The organism is Pigmentiphaga sp. GD03639 (genome assembly GCF_029845405.1).
Taxonomy (GTDB): Bacteria; Pseudomonadota; Gammaproteobacteria; order Burkholderiales; family Burkholderiaceae_B; genus Pigmentiphaga; species Pigmentiphaga daeguensis.
Genome location: NZ_JAOCLR010000007.1, coordinates 132,303 through 155,446, shown reverse-complemented (window position 1 = coordinate 155,446; position 23,144 = coordinate 132,303). Strand labels below are relative to the sequence as shown.

Here is a 23,144-nt window from a genome sequence, read left to right as displayed (position 1 = left end):
CGCCCCATCTAGTGGGCGACCCGCACCACCAGCTTGCCGAAATTGCGTCCCTCCAGCAGACCCATGAACGCGGCGGGGGCGTTTTCGAGCCCGTCCACCATGTCTTCCCGGTACTTGATGCGCCCGTCGGCGATCCAGTCCGACATCTGGCGGGTGAACTCCCGGTAGAGCGATCCGTACCAGTCCGAGACGATGAAGCCCTGGATGCGCAGGCTCTTGGTCAGCGCCAGGCGCATCAGCATGGGCAGGCGGTCCGGGGCCTCGACGCCCGGCACGGCGTTGTACTGCGAGATCAGGCCGCAGAGCGGGATGCGGGCATGGCGGTTGAGCAGCGGCAGGACGGCGTCGAACACGGCTCCGCCCACGCTTTCGAAATAGACGTCGATGCCGTTGGGGCTGGCCGCGGCCAGGCGCTGGGCGAGGTTGGCCGCGCGATGGTCCACGCAGGCGTCGAAGCCCAGTTCGCGGATCGCATGGTCGCACTTGTCCGGTCCGCCGGCGATGCCCACCACGCGGCACCCGTGCAGCCTGGCCAGTTGTCCCACCACCGATCCGACGGCTCCGGTCGCGGCGGCGACGGCCACCGTCTCGCCCGCCTTGGGCGTGCCGATCTGCATCAGGCCCACGTAGGCGGTGAATCCCGGCATGCCCAGCACGCCCAGCGACCATGAGGGATGGGCAAGGTCCGCGGGCAGGCGGGTGAGCCCCTTGCCGGACGACAGCGCGTAGTCCTGCCAGCCGCTGGCGGCCAGGACCAGGTCGCCGGCGGCGAAGTCAGGATGGCGCGATTCGGCCACGCGGCACACCGTGCCGCCCAGCATGACGTCCCCGATGTCCAGCGGCTTCGCATACGAGGCCGCGTCGCTCATGCGGCCGCGCATGTAGGGATCGAGCGAGAGGTAGAGCGTGCGCAGCAGCACCTGGCCGTCGGCCGGACTGGGAACCGCCTCGGTTTCAAGGCGGAAATCCTCGGCCACCGGCGTGCCGGCGGGGCGCCTGGCCATGACGATGCGGCGGTTCATGGGCGCGGACGGGGGCATGTCGTTCTCCTGGCGGTCGTGGTCGGGCACGTCTCGTGCTGATCGGCGATGATCCACCCGCGGGTGGATCGGATCAACGATAAGCCGTCCGGAGCATTTATGAAACCTTCGTCCACCAAGCCTTCCGAGCCGGCCGCCCGGCCCGCCCGCAAGCCGGAGCGGCAGGCCGCCGAGACCGATCTCAAGCGAGAGCAGATGGCCCGCCAGAACGACCGGAATACTTCCGCCGATGACCTGGGCCGTTCGCCCAGGTCGAACAAGCTGTCGGGCAGCGGCATCGACGTGGCGGGACCGGGAGGGAAATAGCCGCCGGTCCGCCGCCGCGCCCTCAGTCCGTGCGTGCGCGGTCCAGCCTCAGTAGCGGGACCTGCGCCAGCCGATCGCGCAGGATGCGGTGGACTTCGTGGTCGTATTCGGCGCGCCCGCCGTCCAGCAGGCCGTACAGGGCCTGGTCGTCGGTCGCGCTGCCCAGGAACTGCCAGCGTTCCACGACGTGGATGACGCGGGCCTCGCGTATCCCCACCGGACCTTCGTAGGGCCAGTGCGCGTCGCCGGCCAGGGCGGGCGTGCGCGCGCGGCGATTGTGCAACGGCGCCAGGGTCCGCAACAGCCGGTTCTCGTGCAGCAGGGCGCCGATGGCGCCGCCCGTCTCCAGCCATTCGATGTGCCGGACCTGCTCGGCCAGGCGCCGTGCCTTGGCCGATTTCCAGGCGCCCGGCTGGAAATGCGACAGCACCTTGTCCCGCAGCCTGGAGGCCCGCCCGACATACAGCGGCTGGTGGTTCGCGTCGCGCAAGACGTAGACGCCGTAGGCGTCGGGCAGCAGGCGGGGCAGGGCCGGGTCCAGGTATTCGGGCCAGGGCACGCGGCCGGCCAGCGCATCGACGAGCTCGCCGAGCTGCCCGGCCGGAAACTCGCGGTGGATGTCCTGCCAGAAGTGCCACAGCAGGCGCGCATCGTCGAGCGCACGATGGCGGGCATGCACATGCAGGCCGTGCCGGGCGATCAACGCATCCAGGCTATGGCTGCGGTACTGCGGGTAGAGTTTGCGCGAGAGGCGGACGGTGCACAGGACATCGGGCCGGAAGGGCCGGTCCAGCCGGTCGAACTCCTCGCGCAGGAAACCGTGGTCGAAGCGGGCGTTGTGCGCGATGAACAGGTAGCCGTCCAGGCGCCGGGCGATGTCGTCGGCCAGGGCCTCGAAGGGTGGGGCGCCAGCTACCATCGCGTCCGTGATGCCGGTCAGCGACTGAATGGCCGGGGGAATGGGGCGGCCCGGGTGGACCAGGCTGCTCCATTCGCGCATGCCGTCAGCATCCACCTGGACGATGCCGATCTCGGTGATGCGGTCGCTGCGCGGCGTCGTGCCCGTGGTTTCCAGGTCGACGAAGGCCAGGCGGGGAGGATGCATGGGAATGGGTGAAGAACGAGCAGCCCCTATTTAACCAGACCATGCCTGCCCGGGCCGCGCGCGGCCGCGGTCGCGTCTTCCGGCCGGCTTACTATATGAGGTAGATAGTCGACAAGGAGACATCCCGATGGCCGCATCCTCATGGCGCCGCGAATGGCTGTCCAAGCCGCTGTTCCGCTGGGCCGCGAAGGCGCTGCCGACCATGTCGGACACCGAGCGCGAGGCCATCGAGGCCGGGGACGTGTGGTGGGACGCCGACCTGTTCACCGGCAATCCGGAGTGGCGCCGCCTGCTGGACATGCCGCCGGCCAGGCTCAGCGACGAAGAGCGGGCCTTCCTGGACGGGCCGGTGGCCGAGCTGTGCGCCATGGTCGACGACTGGCGGGTCAACTGGGAACTGCATGACCTGCCCCCCGACATCTGGGCGTTCCTGAAGGCACGCAAGTTCTTCGGCATGATCATTCCGCGCAAGTACGGCGGACTGGGATTCTCGGCCTACGCGCATTCCGAAGTCGTGCGGCGGATCTCGACCCGGTCGCTGACGGCGGCGGTCACGGTCATGGTGCCCAACTCGCTCGGGCCGGGCGAGCTGCTGCTGCATTTCGGCACCGACGCCCAGCGCGAGCACTGGCTGCCGCGGCTGGCGGACGGCCGCGACATCCCGTGCTTCGGGCTGACCAGCCCCGAGGCGGGATCGGACGCGGCCGCCATGGTGGACCACGGCGTGGTCTGCAAGGGGATGTGGCAGGGACGCGAAGTGCTGGGCATGCGGCTGACCTGGCACAAGCGCTACATCACGCTGGGGCCGGTCGCGACCGTGCTCGGGCTCGCCTTCAAGCTGCGCGATCCCGACCGGCTGCTGGGCGACCGCGAGGACATCGGCATCACCGTCGCGCTGGTGCCCACCGATACGCCAGGGGTGGAGATCGGCCGGCGGCACCTGCCCGCGATGCAGGTGTTCCAGAATGGCCCGAACCAGGGCAAGGACGTGTTCATCCCCATGGAGGCGGTCATCGGCGGCGTCGAGCGGGTGGGGCAGGGCTGGCAGATGCTGATGACGGCGTTGGCGGCGGGCCGGGGCATTTCCCTGCCATCGCTGGCGGCGGCCTCGTGCGTATTCTCGGCGCATACCAGCGGTGCCTATGCGCGCGTGCGCCAACAGTTCGGCATTCCCATCGGCAAGTTCGAGGGCGTGCAGGAGAAGCTGGGCCGGATGGCGGCCCTGGCCTACCAGGTGGATGCCGCGCGCCGCCTGACCTGCGCGGCGCTGGACGCGGGGCACAAGCCCGCCGTGATCTCGGCCATCATGAAATACCACGCCACCGAACGCATGCGCATCGCGGTGAACGACGCGATGGACATCCACGCGGGCAAGGCGGTGATCGACGGCCCGCGCAACTACCTGTCCAACGTCTACCGCGCCATCCCCATCGGCATCACGGTCGAGGGCGCCAACATCCTGACCCGCTGCCTGATCGTCTTCGGCCAGGGGGCCATCCGGGCGCATCCGTTCCTGATGCGCGAGATGGCGGCGCTGGCCGACAGCGATCCGGCCAGGGGCCTGGAGGAATTCGACCGTACCTTCTGGCGTCATGCCGGCCACGCGACGGCCAACGCGCTCCGTGCCTTCGGCCGCGCCTGGACCGGTGGCCGGTTCGCGCCGGCACCGCGCTCGGCCGGTCCGGTCGCCCCCTACTACCGCGCACTGGGCCGCTATGCCTCGGCATTCGCGCTGGTGGCCGACGTCACGCTGGCGACGCTGGGCGGCGCGCTCAAGCGCAAGGAGATGCTGTCGGCGCGGCTGGGCGACATCCTGGCCGAGCTGTATCTGCTGTCCGCCGTCCTCAAGCGCTGGCACGACGAAGGCCGGCAACCCGACGACCTGCCGCTGGTGCAGTGGTGCATGGAAAGCGGCCTCGCCGCCATCGAGGCGAGCCTGGACGCGGTGCTGGCCAATCTGCCCGCGCGGGCGGCCGCGGGGGTGCTGCGGTTCGTCTGCCTGCCCCGGGGCGTGCGCCGGCGCGGCCCGGCCGATGCCGTCACCCTGGCCTGCGCCGAGCGGCTGCTCGAGCCGTCGCCGGCACGCGATCGCCTGTTGCCCGGGTTGGCCCGGCCACGTCCGGGCGAGGCGCTGGACAGGCTGGCACAGGCCTTCGATCTCGCGGCGCGTGCCGCTCCGGTGCTGGACGAGCTGCGCCATGCCGGTGTCCGCGACTGGCGCGACGGCGTGCGCGCCGGAAAGGTGGACGCGGCCCAAGCCTTGATGTTCGAAGACCTGGAACGCGCCATCGCCGACGTCGTCGAGGTCGATAGTTTCGACCCTGCCGAACTGGCCGGAAAGCGCGTGGCGCAAGGCTGAACCCCGGTTTTTCATGTTTCAGCGGGATGTCGGCGGAATCGAAGCGGATAAGGGTAATTTCGGAGCCGTTGACATCGGAATCCAGGGTTTGTAGGGTTGACACCCCGAGTCTTTCTGACTAGAATGATTTGAGTTGAAATCATTGCTCTACATTGATTTGTGGGCAGTGATTTTTTTTCACCAAGCACTTTCGATTTCCTGGACATGGACCACATCGGCTCGGCCGCGGACACGGGCGTCAACTACAACCTGCGCATCCTGCGAGCCTTGCGTCGCATCACACGCAACATCGCGCTGCACTCCAAGCAGTTGGCGGCGTGCAGCCACATCACCGCGCCGCAGCTGGTCTGTCTCCTGGCCGTGATCGAGTCGGGGCCGCTGACGGCCACGGCCATCAGCCGTGAAATCTCGGTCAGCCCGAGCACGGTCGTCGGCATCCTCGACCGGCTGGAGGAGAAGGGCTGGGTCAAGCGGGAACGCAGCAGGGAAGACCGCCGCACGGTCCTGGTATCGGCCACCGATGCCGGCTGCGAGGTGGCCAGCCAGGCACCGTCGCCGCTGCAGAAGACGCTGGCCGATGCCCTGGGCGCGCTGCCGGAACTGGAACAGGCCACGATCACGCTCTCGCTCGAGCGCATCGTCAGCCTGATGGAGAACCCGGGTTCGGACACCTCGCCCATCCTGGACATCAATGCATCGGATACGTCTCCGGAGTCGGGCCTGGCGGTGTGACCCGGAGCCATCAAACCCAGTGCGTCGCCGCAAGGCGCCGGCGTGCGAAACATAGGAGGGTCGTAGTCTGAAAGCGATCGACGACACGCTCATCCAACCAGCGGTATTCAATCCGGCCCTGGAGAATTTCGATCTCCGGCCACCTGAAATCGAAGATGCCGCGGACATCCAGCGACTCATACAGGAATCGCCGCCGCTGGATGTCAATTCCACCTACGCCTACCTTCTTCTGTGCCGGCACTTTCGCGATACCTGCGTAGTGGCCACCCGGCAAGGGCAATTGGCAGGGTTTGTTTCTGCCTACCTTCCGCCCAAGCAATCCAACGTGTTGTTCGTCTGGCAGGTTGCGGTCCATCCCATGGCACGCGGCCGTCGCCTGGGCCAGCGCATGCTCGAGCACCTGCTGGCCAGGCCGCTGCCGCAGCCCATACACAGCATCGAAACCACCGTGTCCCCATCCAACCAGCCGTCGCGGCGCATGTTCGCGGCGCTGGCGCAGGATCGCGGCGCCCAGTGCGTGGAGCAGCCCATGTTTCCGCCCGAACTGTTCGGCCAGGCCGAGCACGAGGACGAGCGGCTGCTGCGCATCGGCCCGTTCTAGCAAAGGCCGGATGCCCCTCGTATCCGTCCCGGTTCGTCCGGGTCCGCCTATACGTCTTTCACGCTTCTAGAAGCAAAACAGGAGGGAAAAACCATGGATCTCAAGATCTTCGACCGTCTCGAATCGGAAGTCCGCGGCTACATACGCTCGTTTCCGGTCGTCTTCAGCAAGGCCAAGGGCTCGCTGCTGTTCGACGAAGAGGGCCGGCAGTACATCGACCTGTTTGCCGGCGCCGGCACGCTGAACTACGGCCACAACAACCCCGTGCTGAAGCAGCCCCTGCTGGACTATGTCCAGGCGGACGGCGTGGTGCACGGCCTGGACATGGCCACCTCGGCCAAGAAAGATTTCCTGGAAGCGTTCGAGCGGCTGATCCTGAAACCGCGCGGCATGAAGTACACGCTGCAGTTCACCGGCCCGACCGGCACCAACGCCGTGGAGGCCGCGCTCAAGCTGGCCCGCCGCGTCAAGCAGCGCCCGAACATCGTTTCCTTCACGCACGGCTTCCATGGCGTGAGCGCCGGCTCGCTGTCGGCCACGGCCAACGCCAAGTACCGAGAGGCAGCCGGCGTGAGCCTGGGCAACACCACCTTCATCCCGTACGACGGCTATTTCGGTCCGGACGTGGACACCATGGCGTACTTCGAGCGCATGCTGGAAGACCGCAGCAGCGGCATGGACACCCCGGCCGCGGTGATCGTCGAGACCGTGCAGGGCGAAGGCGGCGTGAACGTGGCCACGCTGCGCTGGCTGCAGGAGCTGCAACGCCTGTGCCGCCGCCACGACATGCTGCTCATCGTCGACGACATCCAGGTCGGCTGCGGCCGCACGGGCACCTTCTTCAGCTTCGAGTCGGCCGGCATCCAGCCCGACATCGTCACGCTGTCCAAGTCCCTGAGCGGCTTCGGCCTGCCCATGGCCATGGTGCTGATCAAGCCCGAACTGGACATCTGGAAGCCCGGCGAGCACAACGGCACCTTCCGCGGCAACAACCTGGCCTTCGTGACCGCGCGGCAGGCGCTGGAACATTACTGGAGCGACGGCGCCTTCACCCGCGAGATCCAGGCCAAGGAGACGCTGGTGCGCGACTGGCTGGAGAACATGGTCCACAGCCATCCGGAGGCGGACCTGTCGGTGCGGGGACGCGGCCTGATCCAGGGCCTGGTCAGCGGCGTGCCGGGACTGGCCAACAAGATCGCGGCCCAGGCGTTCAAGGGCGGGGTGGTCATCGAGACCTCCGGCGCCAACGACGAAGTGCTCAAGCTCCTGCCCGCGCTGACCATCGAGGAAGGCCAGCTCCGGCAGGCGCTGGAAGTGCTGGACCGCGCGGTGGCCGAGGTGGTGGCCGCCGAGCAGCTGGCCCAGAAGCAATCGAATGCCCGTGTATTGAAATTTGGAGGAAAGGGACGATGATCGTACGCGACATCAAGGACATCATAGGCACCGAGAACGAAGTATCCACGCCGACCTGGACCAGCCGCCGCGTGCTGCTGAAGAAGGACGGCATGGGGTTCTCGTTCCACGAGACCATCATCCATCCCGGCACCGAGACCCACATCTGGTACAAGAACCACGTCGAGGCCGTCTGGTGCATCGAAGGCGACGGCGAGATCGAGACCGTCGCCGACGGCAAGGTCTACAAGCTCGGCCCGGGCGTGGTCTATGCGCTCAACGACAACGACGAGCACTACTTGCGCGGCGGCAAGGAGCCGCTGCGGGTCATCTGCGTCTTCAATCCGCCGCTGACCGGCCAGGAAGTGCACGACGCCGAAGGCGTCTATCCCCTGGACGAAGCGAAGGTCGCCTGACGGCCCTCGGCAAGGGGCCGCGCCCGCCGGCGGGCGGGGCGGCGCCCATGAGAATAGGAGGACAACCATGATTACTCCCGCACGCGATATCTATTCCTCGCGCGCCGACCGCGCCGCCGGCATCGTGCAGCGGCGCGACCCCGTGGTGTACGGCAGCGCCAAGGTGGAGCCGGGTACCGGCCTGGACGCCGAGCAACTGGGCGGCTACGAGCGCAACGGCTATATCCTGCTGAAGAATTTCTTCTCCGCGCAAGAGACCCAGGCGCTCAAGCGCGAGGTCGAGCGGCTGGTGCGCGACCCCGCCATCCGCCGCCGTGAAGAAGCCATTACCGAGAAGGGCACCGACGTCGTCCGGTCGGTGTTCATGGTGCACAAGCTGAGCAAGCTGCTCGGCCGGATGTCGCAGGACATGCGATTGGTCGGCATCGCCAGGCAGATCCTGGGTTCCGATGTCTACATCCACCAGTCGCGCGCCAACATGAAACCGGGTTTCAAGGGCAAGGAGTTCTACTGGCACTCGGACTTCGAGACCTGGCACGTCGAGGATGGCATGCCGGCCATGCGGGCGCTGAGCTGCTCGGTGCTGCTGACCGACAACGACGCCAGCAACGGGCCGCTGATGGTGGTGCCCGGTTCGCACCGCCAATTCGTCTCGTGCGTGGGCGAGACGCCGCAGGACCACTACAAGCAGTCGCTGAAGAAGCAGGAGTACGGCGTGCCCGACCCCGTCAGCCTGCAATTGCTGGTCGACCAGGGCGGCATCGACGTGTTGTCGGCGCCCGCCGGTTCGGTCGTGTTCTTCGACTGCAACATCATGCACGGCTCGAACAGCAACATCTCGCCCTATCCGCGATCGAACGTGTTCATGGTGTATAACAGCGTGGAAAATACCCTGAACCCCCCCAGGTACGGCCTGAATCCGCGGCCGGAGTTCATCGCCACGCGCGAAAGCTTCGCGCCCATCCAGGCGGTGGAGCCCGGCTACCTGCGATCGGTCTGACGGCGCGCCGTCGGTCCGGCCGGCAAAGGGCGCCTGCGGGCGCCCTTTGCCGCTGGAGGCGGCGCCAGGCCGCCATTGGTGCGGTCCGGCCGGGATCGGGTATAAACGCACCTGGCCGTTTGCGGCCGCTTCCTAGGACACCCGAGTTATGCAACGCATCATGCTTCGCGCCAAGATTCACCGTGTCGCGGTGACTCAGGCCGATCTGAACTATGAAGGCTCGTGCGGAATCGATGAGGATTTCCTCGATGCCGCCGGCATGAAAGAGTACGAGCGCATCGAGCTCTACAACATCAACAACGGCGAGCGCTTCTCCACCTACATCATCAAGGGCAAGCGCGGCAGCGGGGAGATCTCGCTGAACGGCGCGGCCGCCCGGCGCGCCCACGTGGGCGACCTGATGATCATCTGCACCTACGGCCCGATGACGGACGAGGAAGCTGCCGAGCACAAGCCCATCGTGGTCCTGGTCGACGAGAACAACCGCATCAAAGAAGTGATCCGGAAGTCCTGAGCCTGCCGGTGCGCCGATGCAGGCCGATCTGCTGCTCTTTCTTTCCCTGTCGGTGGGCGTGACCATCGCGCCCGGCCCGGACAACCTCCAGGTACTTGCCCGCTCCCTCAGCCAGGGCCGCGCCGCCGGCATCGCGGCCGCGCTGGGCTTCGCCTCGGGCTGCCTGTTCCACACCACCTTGGCCGTACTGGGCGTGGCGGCGCTGCTCCGGGCGTCGCCCATGGCGTTCGACGCGATCCGCCTGGCTGGCGCCGCCTACCTGATGTGGCTGGCGGTGCAGGTACTGCGCAGCCGAGGCGGCTTCTCGCCCACGGGCGGCCCGCCGCCGCTCGGCTTGGCGCGCATCTTCGGCCAGAGCGTGCTGGCCAACATGCTGAATCCCAAGGTCACGCTGTTCTTCCTGGTCTTCCTGCCCCAGTTCGTCAATCCCTGGGTCGGGCATCCCGACTGGCAGATGCTGTGGCTGGGAGTGATCTTCATGGTCCAGGCGGCGGTCGTGTTCTGCCTGATCGCCTGGTTCGCCGGCCTGCTGGGGCAGTTGCTCAGGCGCCGGCCGCAGGTCGGCGTATGGCTGGACCGGCTGGCGGGCCTGATTTTCCTGTTCCTGGCGGTACGCATCGTGTGGGAATAGGCATCCCGCGGCCACGCATGCTCCCGGCCATGGCTGCGGGATGCCTCGCTGGCATGAAGCCTGGCAGTCAGAGGCGTGTGAGCGATGACAGGAACTCGTCGGCAGGCCAGTTCGCAGCGCTGGCGGCGTCGTTCAGCCGTATCCATAGGTCGCGGCCGCGTCCGTCGGGCCATCGGCGGGCTGAAAGCGTGTGGAATTTGTCAGCCAGCAGCGGGAGGGCCTGATCGCGACGCGACGGGTCGCCTGCGGGAAACCGCGTCTCGATCCAGGGCGACGCCGTACCGTCGTCCAGTGTCACCCGCACGGCATTGGCGCAACTTCGAATGGCCGGATCGTGGTGCTCCCGGGTATAGGCCGGATCCTCGGCCAGGCGGGTCAGCGCGCGCAGGCGGTCGATGCGGGGGTCGGCAGCGGTGGCGTCGTCATAATCATGGTGGTCGAGGCGCCCCTTGAGCAGCGCCACGGCCACGACGTACTGCATCGAATAGTCGCGCGCCGCCGAGGAACTGTGCGTATCGCACGGCGCCATCAGCAAGCAGGTGCTGAATCTCGAGCGCTGGCTGGGCGCGGCGCTGTTCGACCGGCGCGGACGCCGGCTCGAGCCCACCGTGGCAGGGCGGGTGCTGGCGGGCGAACTGCGAGACGCGTTCGACCGCATGGCGGGCGCGGTGGAGCGCGCCCGTCCCGAGGCCGGCCGCAAGCTGGTGGTCAGCGCGCCGCCCACCATGACCCTGCATTGGCTCGTGCCCAGGCTGACCGGGTTCCTGCGCCAGTATCCCGACATCCAGATCCAGCTGAACAACCGGCGCGATCGCGCGCACGCGCTGCCGGGCGGGGTCGATGCGGCGATCCGGCGCGGCCGCAGCGGCGAGCCGCACCTGGTCGAGACACCTTTCATGAAAGAGGCGGTGACGCCGCTGCGGGCCGGACCGGTCAGGCGCCGGCCCGCCTCGATCGACTCGCTGGAGCGGGAAACCTGGCTGACGGCCGACATGCGGCCCGACGACTGGCAGCGCTGGCTGGCGGTGGCCGGCGTGCCGCATCTGCAGCCGCGGGCAAGCCTGGGCTTCGACCATACCTATCTGGCGGTCGAAGCCGCGCTCGACGGACTGGGTGTCGTGATGGGTCCCCGCTACCTGATGCAGGAGGAACTGGAGGCCGGACGGCTGGTGGCGCTGTTTCCCGAGGTGCTGGCGCCGGCCGACGACTATTTCTTCGTGCACGACAAACAGCGGTCGGCCGATCCGGCCATCGCGACGTTGCGCGCCTGGCTGCAGGCCGAGGGGCAGGCGCACGAGGCCCGCATCCGGGCCTAGCCGGCGGGCCGATACCACGCGTCCAGTGCATGCCGGACGGTGGGATGACGCAGGCGCACGCGCAGCTCGGTCACCAGGCGGCGGTTGTCCAGCCGCCGTGACTCCTGCATGAAGGACCACATCGCCGGGCTGACCGCGGCGCGGACGCCGGCCGCCGGCAGGCTGGGCGGGCGAGGCAGGCCGGCGGCGTCGGCGACGGCATCGAAGTAGTCGCCCATCTTCAGGTCCTGGCCGTCCGCGGCATGGACGATGCGCTGCGGCCGTCCGCGATACAGGGCGGCCTCCAGGGTTCGGGCCAGGTCGCCGATTTCGATATGGTTGGTGTAGACGTCCTCGCCGGGGGCCAGGCGCGGCAGGCCGGCGCGCAGCCGCTCCAGCGGCAGGCGGTCGCGCCCGTAGATGCCGGGAATGCGCAGCACGACGGCGCGCCAGGGAGCCAGGCCCAGGCGCGCCCGGCGAGCCCGGGCCGGGCCGGGCGTGCGCCAGGCGGCCTCGGCGTCCACCCGGCGCCGGCTGCGGGGGGACGCGGGGTGCACGGGCGCGGTTTCTGGCAGCCGGCGGCCCCGGGCGTCGCCATAGACGCCGGTGGTGCTGGCGTAGACCACCGTGAGCGCCCCGGCGGCCAGGGCGCCGCGGCGTGGTTTGGCTACAATGGGGGGATGCCGGATTTGCCGTGGGCCGGGGCCCATCGCAGCCGGCCGGACGCGCGCTTTCGGGGCCGGCCGCCGCAGGACGGCCGCCAGCCTGCGGGAGCGAGGATCGCCTTCGCCCTGTCCGGGCGGGGGGGCCAGCATCAGGACGTCGGCTGCCAGACCGCGCAGGCGGGCCAGTTGCCGCGGGCAGTCCAGGTTGCCCAGCAGCGGGATGGCGCCCGCGGCGCGCAGCTCGGGCAGCCGCTGCGGGCTGGACGTCAGCGCGAAGACCCTTCTGCGGCCCGCCAGCCGCTCCAGGACGTGCATGCCCGTGTCGCCGCAGCCGACGATCAGCAGGCGCGGGCGACCCAGGCGCGCGGCATGCGCAGGCTGCGGGATGTTCATCGTATTTCCACCGTTTTCATAGGATCCAGGTGATGAGTCATCAGGTCACCGTTCTGCCCAGCGGTCATCGGTTCACGGTCGAACATGGCCAGACCGTGCTCGATGCGGCGCTGCAGGCAGGCGTAATGTTGCCCTATAGCTGCAAGAATGGGGCATGTTCGTCGTGCAAGGGCAAGCTGGTCGCGGGCGAGATCGAGCTCGGACCCCACCAGGCCCAGACGCTGACGCCCGAAGAGGCCGAGCTGGGCCTGACCCTGTTCTGCGTGGCGCGCCCGCTGACCGATCTCACCATCGAGGCGCGCGAAGTCATGGGCATCGCCGACATCCCCATCCGCAAGATGCCTTGCCGCGTCCAGGGGCTGGCCGAGGCGGCGCCGGACGTGCGGATCGTGCGCCTGCAATTGCCGGCCACCGAGCAACTGCGCTTCAACGCCGGGCAATACGTCGAGATCATCATGAAGGACGGCCGGCGCCGTTCGTATTCCATGGCGAACGCACCCCACGAGGAAGGCGGGCTGGTGCTGCACATCCGCCACCTGCCCGGCGGCGCCTTCACCGACCACGTGTTCGGCGCGGGCGCGACCCAGCTGAAGGAACGCGACATCCTGCGCTTCGAGGGCCCGTTCGGTTCGTTCTTCCTGCGCGAGGACAGCCACAAGCCCATCGTCATGCTGGCCAGCGGCACCGGCTTCGCGCCGATCAAGGCCATGGTCGAGCACATGATCCACAAGGACATCCGCCGTCCGGTCCATCTGTATTGGGGCGGCCGCCGCCCGCGCGACCTGTACATGGACGAGGTGGCCCGGGAGTGGGCCGCGGCCCGCCCGGATTTCCGGTACGTGCCGGTGGTGTCGGACGCGCTGCCCGAGGATGCCTGGACCGGCCGCACGGGCTTCGTGCACCAGGCGGTGATGGACGACCTGCCGGATCTTTCCGGCCATCAGGTGTACGCCTGCGGCGCGCCCGTCATGGTCGAATCGGCGCATAGGGACTTTGTACAACAGTGCGGACTGCCCGATGACGAGTTTTATGCGGACTCTTTCACGTCCGAGGCAGACATCGCCCGCAACACGGTGTAATGTTTATCGACCCGCCGCGTCGGCGGGTTTTCCATTTTTCGCCCTCGGGCACGCAAGGAGTTTGAGTCATGGAATTCGGCCAGTTCAACGTCAACGCCCTCATGGAGATCACGCAGCGCCCGGACCTCGTGTTCGTCCGAGGGCAGGGGTCGTGGCTGGAAGACCATGCAGGCAAGCGCTATCTCGACTTCATCCAGGGCTGGGCGGTCAATTGCCTGGGGCATTGCCCGCCGGAAATCGTCAAGGCCGTGGAGACCCAGTCGCGCCAGCTGCTGAACCCGTCGCCGGCCTTCTACAACCTGCCGTCGATCGAACTGGCCACGCGCCTGACCCAGGCTTCGTGCTTCGACCGCGTGTTCTTCGCCAACAGCGGCGCCGAGGCTAACGAGGGCGCGATCAAGCTCGCGCGCAAGTGGGGGCAGGTCCACAAGCAGGGCGCCTTCAAGATCATCACCTTCAACCACAGCTTCCATGGCCGCACGCTGGCGACCATGTCGGCCTCGGGCAAGCCGGGCTGGAGCACGATCTTCGCGCCCCAGGTCGACGGTTTCCCCAAGGCTGAGCTGAACGACCTGGCATCGGTCGAGGCGCTGATCGACGACCAGACCGTGGCCATCATGCTGGAGCCGGTGCAGGGCGAGGGGGGCGTCATTCCCGCGACGACCGAATTCATGCAAAGCCTGCGCAAGCTGGCCGACGCGCGCAAGCTGCTGCTGATCGTGGACGAAGTGCAGACCGGCATGGGCCGTACGGGCACGATGTTCGCCTACGAGCAGGCCGGGGTGCGCCCCGACATCATGACGCTGGGCAAGGGCATAGGCGGGGGCGCACCGCTGGCGGCGATGCTGGCGCGCGAGGAGGTCTGCGTGTTCAAGCACGGCGACCAGGGGGGCACCTACAACGGCAACCCGCTCATGACGGCCATCGGCGTGGCGGTGTTCGACGCGCTGGCCGCGCCCGGCTTCATGGAAGGCGTGCGCGAGCGCGGCCAGTACCTGTCGCAAGGCCTGGTGAAGCTGGCCGCCAAGTGGGGCATGCCCGGCGAACGCGGCAACGGCCTGCTGCGGGCGCTGGTCATGGACCGCGAGGACGGCCCGGCCATCGTCGAGCGCGCACGCACGCTCGAGCCCAATGGCCTGCTGCTAAATGCGCCGCGCGGCAACCTGCTGCGTTTCATGCCCGCGCTGAACGTATCCACGGACGAGATCGACCAGATGCTCGAGCAGCTCGACGGCATCATCGCGTCGATGCGCAAGTAGGCCGGCGCCCGGCACCGGCCGGACCCGAAGCCCCTCGTCCCACGGACGAGGGGCTTTTTGCATGCGCCGCCGGCGGCGGGCGGGCTGCTATGATTACTGTATGGATATACAGTCGTTCGGGACCGCCCCGGTGCGGGACGAGCTCCCGTCGCCCGCGTACGTCGTGGCCGTGCGCACCCTGTGCGAGTTCACCGCGCGCCAGGGGGATCTCGACCTGCGCTACACGCCCGCGCCGACCGCCCAGGAGGGCCAGGCGGGACACGTCCTGGTCGCGGGACGGCGTGGAGACGGCTACGAAGCCGAGATCGCGCTGTCGGGGGACTACGGCGTGCTGCGCGTCCGGGGCCGCGCGGACGGCTATGATCGCGCGGCGAACCGGCTCGAGGAAATCAAGACGCACCGTGGCCGGCTCGATGCGCTGCCCGGACACCGCCGCGCCCTGCATTGGGCACAAGTCCGGATGTATGGGCACTTGCTGTGCCGCGAGCGGGGATTGACGGAACTGGAACTGGCCCTGGTCTACCTCGACGTCGCCAGCCGGCGCGAGACGGTGTTGACGGAACGGCTTTCCGCCGCCGAGCTCAAGGCCTTCTTCAACGAACAATGCGAACGTTTCCTGGCATGGGCGCTGGCCGAACGGTCGCATCGCCAGGACCGTGACAGCGCCCTGGCGTCGCTGGCGTTCCCGTACGCCAGCTTGCGCACCGGCCAGCGCGAACTGGCGGTGGCCGCCTTCCGGACGGCACGCGACGGCCTGTGCCTCATGGCGCAGGCGCCCACCGGCATAGGCAAGACGCTGGGCACGCTTTTTCCCACGCTGAAAGCCTGCGCGGCGCAACGCCTGGACAAGATCTTCTTCCTGGCCGCCAAGAGCTCCGGCCGCGCGCTGGCCCTCGACGCGATCGACCGGCTGGCCGCGGGCGCCGCAGGCAGGCTTCCGCTGCGCACGCTGGAGCTGGTGGCGCGCGACAAGGCTTGCGAGCATCCAGGCCGCGCGTGCCATCCCGACGATTGCCCATTGGCCCGCGGCTTCTATGATCGCCTGGCCGCGGCGCGCGCCGACGCGGTCGCGGCCGCAGGCCGCTGGGATCGGCCGCGCGTGCGGGAGATCGCGCTGTCCCATGGTCTATGTCCCTACTTCCTGGCACAGGAACTCGCGCGCTGGAGCGACGTCGTGGTGGGCGACTACAACTACTACTACGATGGCAACGGACTGTTGTACGCGCTGACGGTTACCCAGGGCTGGCGGGTGGCCGTACTGGTGGACGAAGCCCACAACCTGGTGGAGCGGGCGCGCGGCATGTACAGCGCGTGCGTCGACCAGTCCGCGTTCCAGGCCGCGCTCGCCGCCGCGCCTCCCGCGCTGCGCCGCCCGCTGAATGCCGTGCGCCGGCAGTGGAGCGCATGGAACCGCCTGCAGACGGCTCCCTATCAATGCCATCCGGCCGTGCCGGCCGCGTGGCTGGCCTCGTTGCAGCAAGCGACGGCATCGATTACCGACCGCCTGGCCGAGACGCCCGTGGGAATGGCGCCGGCGTTGCAGCGCTTCTACTTCGATGCGCTGCACTTCATCCGCCTGGCGGAGCAGTTCGGCTCCCATTCCCTGTTCGACGTGACGCTTGCACCCGGGCGCCGCCCGGTTTCCACGCTATGCCTGCGCAACGTGGTGCCGGCGTCCTTTCTCGCGCCCCGCCATGCGGCGGCGCACGCCACCTTGCTGTTCTCGGGCACGCTGGCGCCATCCGGCTTCTATCGCGATACGCTGGGCCTGCCGGCGTCCACGGGCTGGATGGAGGTGCGGGCGCCGTTCAGGCCCACGCAGTTGTCGGTGCGGATCGCCGGACACATCTCCACGCGTTTCCGCGATCGCGAGCGCTCGGTGCCGGCCATCGCCGGCCTGATCGTGCGCCAATACGCGGCCAGGCCCGGCAACTACCTGGTGTTCGCCAGCAGCTTCGACTACGTGCGGCGCCTGGCCGAGGGCGTACGCGAGCATGGCGGGCAGTGGCCCATCTGGGTGCAGACGCCGGACATGGACGAGGCCGGCCGCGCCGGCTTTCTGGCCCGTTTCGTCGAAGGCGGACAGGGGCTGGGCTTTGCCGTGCTGGGAGGCGCCTTCGCCGAAGGCGTGGACCTGCCGGGTTCGCGGCTGATCGGCGTGTTCATCGCCACCCTGGGGATGCCGCAGGTCAATCCCGTCAACGAACGCATGCGGGACGTCATGCAAGCCCGCTTCGGCCGGGGATATGACTACACCTACCTGTATCCGGGCCTGCGCAAGGTGGTGCAGGCCGCCGGACGGGTGATACGGACCGAGCACGACGAAGGCGTGCTGGTGCTGATCGATGATCGGTACGGGCGGCCCGAGGTGCGGCAGCTCTTTCCCGCCTGGTGGCGGGTGGGGCCCGGGGCGGACGAGCCCCTTCAGCGGCGGTGAGCCAAGGGCGCGGCCAGCGAGGCCGGGACCTTGTTTTCGCCGGCGGTTCCGGATCGGCGCGGCAGGACGACTTCGAAGACCGTCAGCCCCTCGGTGTCGCAATTCACCGTCAACCGGCCCTGGTGGATGGCTACCAGTTCCTTGACGATGTAGAGGCCCAGCCCGAGCCCGCCGGAGGGCCGCGACCGGCCCGCCGTGGTGGCGAAGGGTTGGAACAGCCGGGTGCGGACGTCGGGGTCGAGCGAGCCAGAATTGGCCACCTTGACCGTGACGGAGCCGTCATTCGTTCCGTCTATGCTGATGGACACCGGCTCTCCCGGTATGCCGTGCTGCAGCGCGTTGCCGAGCAGGTTGGAAAAAACCTGTTGCAGGCGGTCCTGGTCCCAATGCCCGTGCGTGTCGCCGGAGCACTCCAGCCGGATCGCGCGCCGGTCGTCCAGCGGGTCCAGTTCCTGCACGATGCCACGGCACAGACCGGCGAGATCGACCGGCTCGTGTCCGATGGCCAGGGTGAGCGTTCCCGTGCGCATGTGCGCGAGGTCCAGCATCTGGTCCACCATGCGCGACATCCGGGTCCCGCTGTTCCGGATGCGGCCCGCCCAGTCCCGCGTCCGGTCGTCCGTGGCGGTCTGGACCAGGACTTCCGAGATGTTGACGATGGCCGACAGCGGGTTGCGCAGGTCGTGGCCCAATACGGCGACGAACATTTCGTTGGTGCGCAGCAACTGCGTCAGTGTGTCGAGCTGTTCGGCCAGTTGCAGGCGCTGGTGTTGCAACTGTATGAAGACGTCGATCTTGCTGCGGAGTATGTGGGGGTCGAGGGGTTTGTAGAGGAAATCCACCGCGCCGGCTTCGTAGCCTCGGAACGTCCGATGGGTGCTGCGGTCGGCGGCGGTCAGGAAAATGATGGGGACGTGGCGGGTACGGGGACTGCCGCGCATCAGCTCCGCGAGTTCGAAGCCGTCCATGCCCGGCATGTGCACGTCGAGCAGTGCCAGGGCGACGTCGTGTCCGAGCAGCAGCTCCAGCGCCTCCGGCCCCGAATTGGCCCGCAGCAGCTCCACGTCGGGACGCTGCACGAGCGCCTCCAGCGCGACGATGTTTTCCTCGATGTCGTCCACCACGAGAATCTTCACTGAGCGTGGCATGCGTTTTTCCTTCTAGATCTGGTCCGCCGGCGCGCCGCCCCGGGCCGTGCCGAGCTTGCGCAGGGCGGCCGCCATGGCCGCCAGTGGCAATACGGCGTCGGCCGCGCCGGCCTCGATGGCGCTGCGTGGCATGATGGGAGCGGGCGCCGTATCCGGGTCCTGCGCCCAGGTGATGCCGCCCGCGCGGCGGATGGCGAGCAAGCCGGCCGTGCCGTCGCTGCTGTTGCCGCTCAGGACGATGCCGAGCAGGCCGCGGCCGTAGACGTCGGCAGCGGTCTCGAACAGCACGTCGATCGACGGCCGGGAATGATTGACCGGTTCGTCCTGCGTGAGCGACCACGTCCGGTCGCCTTCGGCCTGCAGATGATAGTCGGGCGGCGCGAAATAGACATGTCCCGCCTCGGCGGGCTGTTTGTCGTCGGCCTCCACCACGGGCAGCGCGCAGCGGCCGGCGAACAGGGCGGCCAGCATGCTGCGCTGGGCGGGGGCGATGTGCAGGACCACGGCAACCGTGGCCGGCAGGCCGTCGCGCAGCGCCGGAAGCAGTTCGCTCAATGCCTCGATGCCGCCGGTGGAAGCGCCGATGGCTATGGCCTCCAGGTGCGACGGGAAGGGCGCCGTGTCCATGTCATTGTTTCCGATAGATCTTCTCGGCCGGGACGAAGTCTTCGAATGCCTCGCTGGCGGCGGTGAACCGGATGTTCTCCTTGCTGCCCAGTCCCAGGAATCCCCGCCGCACGAGCGCGTCGCGGAACAGGCCCAGGGCCCGGTCCTGCAGAGTGCGGTTGAAATAGATGAGCACGTTGCGGCAGGACACCAGGTGCACCTCGGAAAACACGCTGTCCGTCGCGAGGCTGTGGTTGGCGAAGACCACCTGCGGCTTGAGCGAGCGGGCGAACGACGCCGCTCCGTACGCGGCATGGTAGTAGTCCGACAGGGAGCGCTTGCCCCCGGAGGCCAGGTAGTTGCGGCTGAACTCGCCGATACGTTCGGTGGGGTAGATCGCGGCCTCCGCGGCGCGCAGGGCTTGCTGGTGGATGTCCGTCGCATAGAACAGCGTGCGGTCGCCCAGTCCTTCCTCCTCCATCAGGATGGCCAGCGACCACAGTTCCTCCCCGGTGCTGCAGCCGGCCACCCAGATCTTGATGGATGGGTAGGTTCTCAGCACCGGCACGACGTGCTCGCGCAGCGCCCTGAAATAGCCGGGATCCCTGAACATCTCGCTGACCTGGATGGTCAGGTACTGCATCAGCCTGGGGAACGCCTCGGGTTCGTGCAGGATGCGGTCCTGCAACTGGGACAGCGTCCTGCAGTCGAACGCAGGGAGCGCCTGCGCGATGCGCCGGCGCAGCGAAGTGGGCGAGTAGTCGCGGAAGTCGTACTGGTACTTGAGATAGATGGCTTCCAGCAGCAGGCCGAGTTCCAGGTCGAAATCCTTGTCCGTGGGCATGAGGGCTCCCTGGTCCTTTCCTATTGAGGCAGCCATACCCGGCATAGCGAGAGCAGTTTGTCGACGTCCAGCGGCTTCGAGATGTAGTCGCTCGCGCCCGCGTCAAGGCAGCGCTGGCGGTCGGCGGGCATGGCCTTGGCCGTGAGCGCGATGATGGGCAGCTTGGCGAACTGCGGGCGGCCGCGGATTTCGCGGATGGCGGTCAATCCGTCCATCTCGGGCATCATGATGTCCATCAGCACGAGGTCGATGTCGCTCGAGCGGGCCAGGGCTTCCAGCGCTTCCCGGCCATTGCGGGCGATTTCCATCTGGGCGCCGAGCGGTTCGATGACCTGCGACAGCGCGAAGATGTTGCGGATGTCGTCCTCGGCCAGGAGGATGCGCCGCCCCTCGAACGCGGAGTCGCGGCTGCGTGCTTCCTTCAGCATGCGCTGCTGCTCCGGCGGCAGGTCCGACTCGACGCTGTGCAGGAACAGCGTGACTTCGTCCAGCAGGCGCTCCGGCGACCGGGCGCCCTTGATGATGATGGACTTCGAGTAGCGGCGCAGCCGCTGCTCTTCGTCGGTGGTCAGCGAGCGTCCGGTGTAGACGATGACGGGCGGGAAGGCGTAGGGACCGTCGCCGGCCATTTTCTCGAGCAGGTCGTACCCCGAGCCGTCGGGCAGCGCGAGGTCCATGATGACGCAATCGAAGCTCCTGGTGCGCAATTGCTCCAGCGCGTCGGCCATGGTGCCGACGCCCGTCTGTTCGAGTCCGGGGGATTGCAGCAGCAGCTGTATGTTGCCGCGCAGCGCCGCGTCGTCCTCGATCACGAGGATACGGCGCAAGCGCTGCCTGAGCCGGGCTTCCAGCGATTGGATCGCGCCGGCCAGCTGTTCGCGCGCCGACGGCTTGAGGGTGTAGCCGATGGCGCCCAGTTGCAGGGCTGTCTCGGTGTAGTCGGAAACGGAGACCACGTGGACCGGCACGTGCCGCGTGGCCGGATCGCGCTTCAGGCGTTCCAGGACGCTCAGGCCGGAATCGTCGGGCAGGCCCATGTCCAGCAGGATGCCGCAGGGCTGGAGCTTGCGGGCCAGTTCCATGCCTTCGACCGCGGTCATGGCCAGCACGCAATCGAAATCCAGCTCGTGGGCCAGGTCGTACAGTATCCGGGCAAAGGCGAGATCATCCTCGATGGCCAGGATCAGCCTGCCTGTCCGCGTGAGCTGGTGGCGATCGTCAGGCATGGCGTCCTGGCGCGGTGTCGCGGGCGCTTCCGGGGCGGCGGGCGAGGCGCGCTGCGCGGGCACGTCGGGTACTGCGGGCGGCGTCGGCTGGACAGGCGCGGCGTTCCGCGCAGGAGGCCCGGCCGGGGAGGCGGCTTCCTGCGGCGCATGGATCGCCACCGTGAGCGAGAAGGTGCTGCCCGCGCCGACCTCGCTGGAAACGGTGATGTCGCCTCCCAGCAATTGCGCGAACTCCTTCGAGATGGACAGCCCCAGGCCGCTTCCGCCGTATTTCCTGCTGGTGGTGCCGTCCGCCTGGCGGAACGCCTCGAAGATCACGCCTTGCTGCGACGGCGCGATGCCGATGCCGGTATCCACCACGTCGAAGCGCACCTGCTCCTCGCCGGCCGGCGCCACGCGCAGGGTCACGCTGCCCGTCTCGGTGAACTTGAAGGCGTTCGACAGGAGATTCTTGAGGATCTGCTGCAGCCTCTGGTTGTCCGTCACGAGGACTTCGGGGGCATGCTGGCCGCGTTCGACGCGGAATTGCAGTTGCTTCTGGCCGGCGACAGGTTCGAAAGACCGCCGCATCGCATCCAGAATGCTGTCGACGGTGACGGGCTCGGCCTGGATGTCGATATGGCCCGCTTCTATCCTGGACAGGTCCAGGATGTCGTTGATCAGCAGCAACAGGTCGGTGTTGGACGAGTGGATGGTCTGCGCGTAGCGGATTTGCTCGTCGGTCAGGTTGCCGTGCCGGTTCTCGGCCAGCAGCTTGGCAAGGATCAGCGAACTGTTGAGCGGCGTGCGCAACTCGTGGGACATATTCGCCAGGAATTCGGACTTGTATTGGTTGGCCCGTTCCAGCGCGCGGGTGTTCTCGGCCAGGGCGCGTTGCGCGGCGATGAGATTGTTCTTCTGCCGCTCGAGGCTGTCGGTGTATTCCTCCAGCTGGCGGTTGGTCTGCTCGAGCTCGGCCTGCTGGGTCTCCAGCCTGGACTGGGAATCCATGAGCGCCCGGCTCCGTTCTTCCAGCTCCTCGTTGGAAACGCGGAGTTCCTCCTGCTGGACCTGCAGCTCTTCGCTCTGGCGCTTGGTCTCGGCCAGCAGGGCCTCCAGGCGGGTGCGGTACTGCGCCGCCCTGAGGCCGGCGCCTATGCCTTCCGTGGCAGCCTGCACCATGTCGATGACGTCCGCCGTGGCGCCATCCGTTCCCAGGAAACCGAGCTCGATGGCGCCGACGACGGCGCCGTCCGCGAGCAGCGGTGCCGCCACGATGCCGGCCGGTTCCGTGGAGCCGAGCGCCGAGCCGATCTTCAGGTGGCTGGACGCAAGGCCCTGCAGGACCAGTGGCCGCCGCTCGAGCACGGCCTGGCCGATGGCGCCGTCGCCGATGGGTATCTCGGCCGGCGCCCGTTCGCCCTCGGGCAGCGCCCAGGCTGCGACCCGGCGCAGCCTGCCGGCATCCAGGGAATAGAGCACGCCCACCTTCGCGTCCAGATAGTCCGCCAGCGCGCGCAGCACGCCGGTGGAGAAATCCGCTTCGCTGTTCTCGCCCTGCACCGCGGTGGCCATCCTGACCCTGCCTTCCTGTATCCAGGCGATGCGCCGGAGCCTGGCGCCGGAGTCGATGTACAGCGAGGCGACCGTCGCCAGCGCGAACAGGGTGATGGCCCCGATCACCCGGTTGATGGCCGCCATCGCCGTCAGCTCGGCGTTGGTCGGCGACCAGACGTAGCCGATGGCAAGCAGGATGGTGCAGGCGATGGCCACGAAGTAGGGGGCCATGCGATCGCGGGACAACAGGCAGCCGGTCACCGGCGCGATATAGAGGATCCACTCCACGAAGCCGATGGGAGTGAAGATGTCCGTGATGAAGACCAGGGCGGCCATCGCGCCGGTCAACAGGTAGACATGGAAGGACGACAAGTTGCGGGGCAGGGCCATGGGCGTCTTCGTGCGCGGGAGTCGGGCAGGCCTGCATAGGCGCATGCCCGGCATCGAAAGGGAAGGGGCCGAGGGAGTGGCTCGCGGGCGGCTCGGCCGGCAAGCGCAAAAGCATATATCGGTATCAATCGAGGTGCAAAACCGGCGCCGCCCGGAGCGATCCTCCGCGT

Annotated in this window: 21 protein-coding genes and 1 pseudogene; 14 read left to right on the top strand and 8 right to left on the bottom strand. The window is 68.1% G+C overall.

Annotated elements, in window-relative coordinates; genetic code table 11:
* Nucleotides 1-8 precede the first annotated feature (8 nt).
* Nucleotides 9-1,040 carry an NADP-dependent oxidoreductase gene (locus N5K27_RS10090; RefSeq protein WP_279816142.1) on the bottom strand — a complete coding sequence of 344 codons (1,032 nt, stop codon included), beginning with the start codon at nucleotides 1,038-1,040 and terminating at the stop codon, nucleotides 9-11.
* Between the two features lie 99 nt (nucleotides 1,041-1,139).
* On the opposite strand from N5K27_RS10090, the gene N5K27_RS10085 reads away from it, so the two are divergent.
* Entirely contained in the window at nucleotides 1,140-1,346 is a 207-nt protein-coding gene (locus N5K27_RS10085; protein ID WP_087839963.1) for a hypothetical protein, read from the top strand.
* Between the two features lie 22 nt (nucleotides 1,347-1,368).
* On the opposite strand, the gene N5K27_RS10080 is transcribed toward N5K27_RS10085, so the two are convergent.
* A complete protein-coding gene (locus tag N5K27_RS10080) occupies nucleotides 1,369-2,451 on the bottom strand; it encodes an exonuclease domain-containing protein (RefSeq protein ID WP_279816139.1) in 1,083 nt (360 codons plus the stop codon).
* Between the two features lie 127 nt (nucleotides 2,452-2,578).
* Here N5K27_RS10080 and N5K27_RS10075 point away from each other — a divergent pair, with 127 nt between their 5' ends.
* The 8 genes from N5K27_RS10075 to N5K27_RS10040 all read left to right on the top strand — a co-directional run bounded on the left by N5K27_RS10075 (nucleotide 2,579) and on the right by N5K27_RS10040 (nucleotide 10,096).
* On the top strand, nucleotides 2,579-4,810 hold the full coding sequence (locus N5K27_RS10075) for an acyl-CoA dehydrogenase (protein ID WP_279816136.1): 2,232 nt from the start codon (nucleotides 2,579-2,581) through the stop codon (nucleotides 4,808-4,810).
* Between the two features lie 204 nt (nucleotides 4,811-5,014).
* Entirely contained in the window at nucleotides 5,015-5,542 is a 528-nt protein-coding gene (locus N5K27_RS10070; protein ID WP_087839960.1) for a MarR family transcriptional regulator, read from the top strand.
* A gap of 67 nt (nucleotides 5,543-5,609) precedes the next feature.
* Nucleotides 5,610-6,143 carry a diaminobutyrate acetyltransferase gene (gene ectA, locus N5K27_RS10065; protein WP_132979214.1) on the top strand — a complete coding sequence of 178 codons (534 nt, stop codon included), beginning with the start codon at nucleotides 5,610-5,612 and terminating at the stop codon, nucleotides 6,141-6,143.
* Between the two features lie 93 nt (nucleotides 6,144-6,236).
* Complete coding sequence (gene ectB, locus N5K27_RS10060; protein WP_087839958.1) at nucleotides 6,237-7,556, top strand: diaminobutyrate--2-oxoglutarate transaminase; 1,320 nt, start codon at nucleotides 6,237-6,239, stop codon at nucleotides 7,554-7,556.
* The gene (locus N5K27_RS10055) at nucleotides 7,553-7,951 is read left to right on the top strand and encodes an ectoine synthase (RefSeq protein WP_087839957.1); all 399 of its coding nucleotides are present in this window, start codon (nucleotides 7,553-7,555) and stop codon (nucleotides 7,949-7,951) included. Before ectB ends, N5K27_RS10055 begins: the two co-directional genes overlap by 4 nt.
* A gap of 67 nt (nucleotides 7,952-8,018) precedes the next feature.
* A complete protein-coding gene (gene thpD / locus N5K27_RS10050) occupies nucleotides 8,019-8,951 on the top strand; it encodes an ectoine hydroxylase (protein ID WP_087839956.1) in 933 nt (310 codons plus the stop codon).
* A 148-nt stretch (nucleotides 8,952-9,099) separates the two neighbouring features.
* The gene (panD, locus tag N5K27_RS10045; protein WP_087783350.1) at nucleotides 9,100-9,465 is read left to right on the top strand and encodes an aspartate 1-decarboxylase; all 366 of its coding nucleotides are present in this window, start codon (nucleotides 9,100-9,102) and stop codon (nucleotides 9,463-9,465) included.
* A gap of 16 nt (nucleotides 9,466-9,481) precedes the next feature.
* Nucleotides 9,482-10,096, top strand: a complete 615-nt coding sequence (locus tag N5K27_RS10040) for a LysE family translocator (RefSeq protein ID WP_087839955.1) — start codon at nucleotides 9,482-9,484, stop codon at nucleotides 10,094-10,096.
* A 67-nt stretch (nucleotides 10,097-10,163) separates the two neighbouring features.
* On the opposite strand, the gene N5K27_RS10035 is transcribed toward N5K27_RS10040, so the two are convergent.
* The gene (locus N5K27_RS10035) at nucleotides 10,164-10,625 is read right to left on the bottom strand and encodes a hypothetical protein (RefSeq protein ID WP_256369617.1); all 462 of its coding nucleotides are present in this window, start codon (nucleotides 10,623-10,625) and stop codon (nucleotides 10,164-10,166) included.
* Between N5K27_RS10035 and N5K27_RS10030 the strand changes: the two are divergent.
* Nucleotides 10,597-10,704 (top strand): annotated as a pseudogene (locus tag N5K27_RS10030) (LysR family transcriptional regulator); the annotation flags it as partial. The gene N5K27_RS10035 and the pseudogene N5K27_RS10030 overlap by 29 nt on opposite strands.
* A 48-nt stretch (nucleotides 10,705-10,752) precedes the next feature.
* Nucleotides 10,753-11,412 (top strand): LysR substrate-binding domain-containing protein, encoded by a 660-nt coding sequence (locus N5K27_RS10025; protein WP_279816273.1) that lies wholly within the window; start codon nucleotides 10,753-10,755, stop codon nucleotides 11,410-11,412.
* Here the strand turns inward: N5K27_RS10025 and N5K27_RS10020 are convergent.
* A complete protein-coding gene (locus N5K27_RS10020; RefSeq protein WP_087839952.1) occupies nucleotides 11,409-12,449 on the bottom strand; it encodes an NAD(P)-dependent oxidoreductase in 1,041 nt (346 codons plus the stop codon). The genes N5K27_RS10025 and N5K27_RS10020 overlap by 4 nt on opposite strands.
* A gap of 32 nt (nucleotides 12,450-12,481) precedes the next feature.
* On the opposite strand from N5K27_RS10020, the gene N5K27_RS10015 reads away from it, so the two are divergent.
* The 3 genes from N5K27_RS10015 (at nucleotide 12,482) to N5K27_RS10005 (ending at nucleotide 17,224) form a co-directional block, all read left to right on the top strand.
* Nucleotides 12,482-13,528 (top strand): CDP-6-deoxy-delta-3,4-glucoseen reductase, encoded by a 1,047-nt coding sequence (locus N5K27_RS10015; RefSeq protein WP_087839951.1) that lies wholly within the window; start codon nucleotides 12,482-12,484, stop codon nucleotides 13,526-13,528.
* A 68-nt stretch (nucleotides 13,529-13,596) separates the two neighbouring features.
* On the top strand, nucleotides 13,597-14,787 hold the full coding sequence (locus N5K27_RS10010; RefSeq protein WP_087839950.1) for an acetylornithine transaminase: 1,191 nt from the start codon (nucleotides 13,597-13,599) through the stop codon (nucleotides 14,785-14,787).
* Between the two features lie 100 nt (nucleotides 14,788-14,887).
* The gene (locus N5K27_RS10005) at nucleotides 14,888-17,224 is read left to right on the top strand and encodes an ATP-dependent DNA helicase (RefSeq protein WP_279816124.1); all 2,337 of its coding nucleotides are present in this window, start codon (nucleotides 14,888-14,890) and stop codon (nucleotides 17,222-17,224) included.
* Here the strand turns inward: N5K27_RS10005 and N5K27_RS10000 are convergent.
* The 4 genes from N5K27_RS10000 to N5K27_RS09985 are packed head-to-tail and all read right to left on the bottom strand — an operon-like array spanning nucleotide 17,212 to nucleotide 22,974.
* Nucleotides 17,212-18,372 carry a hybrid sensor histidine kinase/response regulator gene (locus tag N5K27_RS10000; RefSeq protein ID WP_132979218.1) on the bottom strand — a complete coding sequence of 387 codons (1,161 nt, stop codon included), beginning with the start codon at nucleotides 18,370-18,372 and terminating at the stop codon, nucleotides 17,212-17,214. The genes N5K27_RS10005 and N5K27_RS10000 overlap by 13 nt on opposite strands.
* Nucleotides 18,373-18,384: 12 nt before the next feature.
* Complete coding sequence (locus tag N5K27_RS09995) at nucleotides 18,385-18,999, bottom strand: chemotaxis protein CheB (protein ID WP_087839947.1); 615 nt, start codon at nucleotides 18,997-18,999, stop codon at nucleotides 18,385-18,387.
* A 1-nt stretch (nucleotide 19,000) separates the two neighbouring features.
* Nucleotides 19,001-19,822, bottom strand: a complete 822-nt coding sequence (locus N5K27_RS09990) for a CheR family methyltransferase (RefSeq protein WP_087839946.1) — start codon at nucleotides 19,820-19,822, stop codon at nucleotides 19,001-19,003.
* Between the two features lie 20 nt (nucleotides 19,823-19,842).
* Nucleotides 19,843-22,974 carry a response regulator gene (locus tag N5K27_RS09985; protein WP_087839945.1) on the bottom strand — a complete coding sequence of 1,044 codons (3,132 nt, stop codon included), beginning with the start codon at nucleotides 22,972-22,974 and terminating at the stop codon, nucleotides 19,843-19,845.
* Nucleotides 22,975-23,144: the final 170 nt, after the last annotated feature.

Bases quoted from the DNA above. Each gene is read 5' to 3' on its own strand.
- N5K27_RS10025 (WP_279816273.1), top strand. From the start codon at position 10,753: ATGGCGGGCGCGGTGGAGCGCGCCCGTCCCGAGGCCGGCCGCAAGCTG.
- N5K27_RS10040 (WP_087839955.1), top strand. From the start codon at position 9,482: ATGCAGGCCGATCTGCTGCTCTTTCTTTCCCTGTCGGTGGGCGTGACC.
- N5K27_RS10020 (WP_087839952.1), bottom strand. From the start codon at position 12,449: ATGAACATCCCGCAGCCTGCGCATGCCGCGCGCCTGGGTCGCCCGCGC.
- N5K27_RS10085 (WP_087839963.1), top strand. From the start codon at position 1,140: ATGAAACCTTCGTCCACCAAGCCTTCCGAGCCGGCCGCCCGGCCCGCC.
- N5K27_RS10005 (WP_279816124.1), top strand. From the start codon at position 14,888: ATGGATATACAGTCGTTCGGGACCGCCCCGGTGCGGGACGAGCTCCCG.
- N5K27_RS09985 (WP_087839945.1), bottom strand. From the start codon at position 22,974: ATGGCCCTGCCCCGCAACTTGTCGTCCTTCCATGTCTACCTGTTGACC.
- N5K27_RS09995 (WP_087839947.1), bottom strand. From the start codon at position 18,999: ATGGACACGGCGCCCTTCCCGTCGCACCTGGAGGCCATAGCCATCGGC.
- N5K27_RS09990 (WP_087839946.1), bottom strand. From the start codon at position 19,822: ATGCCCACGGACAAGGATTTCGACCTGGAACTCGGCCTGCTGCTGGAA.
- N5K27_RS10075 (WP_279816136.1), top strand. From the start codon at position 2,579: ATGGCCGCATCCTCATGGCGCCGCGAATGGCTGTCCAAGCCGCTGTTC.
- N5K27_RS10090 (WP_279816142.1), bottom strand. From the start codon at position 1,040: ATGCCCCCGTCCGCGCCCATGAACCGCCGCATCGTCATGGCCAGGCGC.
- panD (WP_087783350.1), top strand. From the start codon at position 9,100: ATGCAACGCATCATGCTTCGCGCCAAGATTCACCGTGTCGCGGTGACT.
- ectB (WP_087839958.1), top strand. From the start codon at position 6,237: ATGGATCTCAAGATCTTCGACCGTCTCGAATCGGAAGTCCGCGGCTAC.
- N5K27_RS10080 (WP_279816139.1), bottom strand. From the start codon at position 2,451: ATGCATCCTCCCCGCCTGGCCTTCGTCGACCTGGAAACCACGGGCACG.
- thpD (WP_087839956.1), top strand. From the start codon at position 8,019: ATGATTACTCCCGCACGCGATATCTATTCCTCGCGCGCCGACCGCGCC.
- N5K27_RS10000 (WP_132979218.1), bottom strand. From the start codon at position 18,372: ATGCCACGCTCAGTGAAGATTCTCGTGGTGGACGACATCGAGGAAAAC.
- N5K27_RS10035 (WP_256369617.1), bottom strand. From the start codon at position 10,625: ATGGCGCCGTGCGATACGCACAGTTCCTCGGCGGCGCGCGACTATTCG.
- N5K27_RS10055 (WP_087839957.1), top strand. From the start codon at position 7,553: ATGATCGTACGCGACATCAAGGACATCATAGGCACCGAGAACGAAGTA.
- N5K27_RS10015 (WP_087839951.1), top strand. From the start codon at position 12,482: ATGAGTCATCAGGTCACCGTTCTGCCCAGCGGTCATCGGTTCACGGTC.
- N5K27_RS10070 (WP_087839960.1), top strand. From the start codon at position 5,015: ATGGACCACATCGGCTCGGCCGCGGACACGGGCGTCAACTACAACCTG.
- N5K27_RS10010 (WP_087839950.1), top strand. From the start codon at position 13,597: ATGGAATTCGGCCAGTTCAACGTCAACGCCCTCATGGAGATCACGCAG.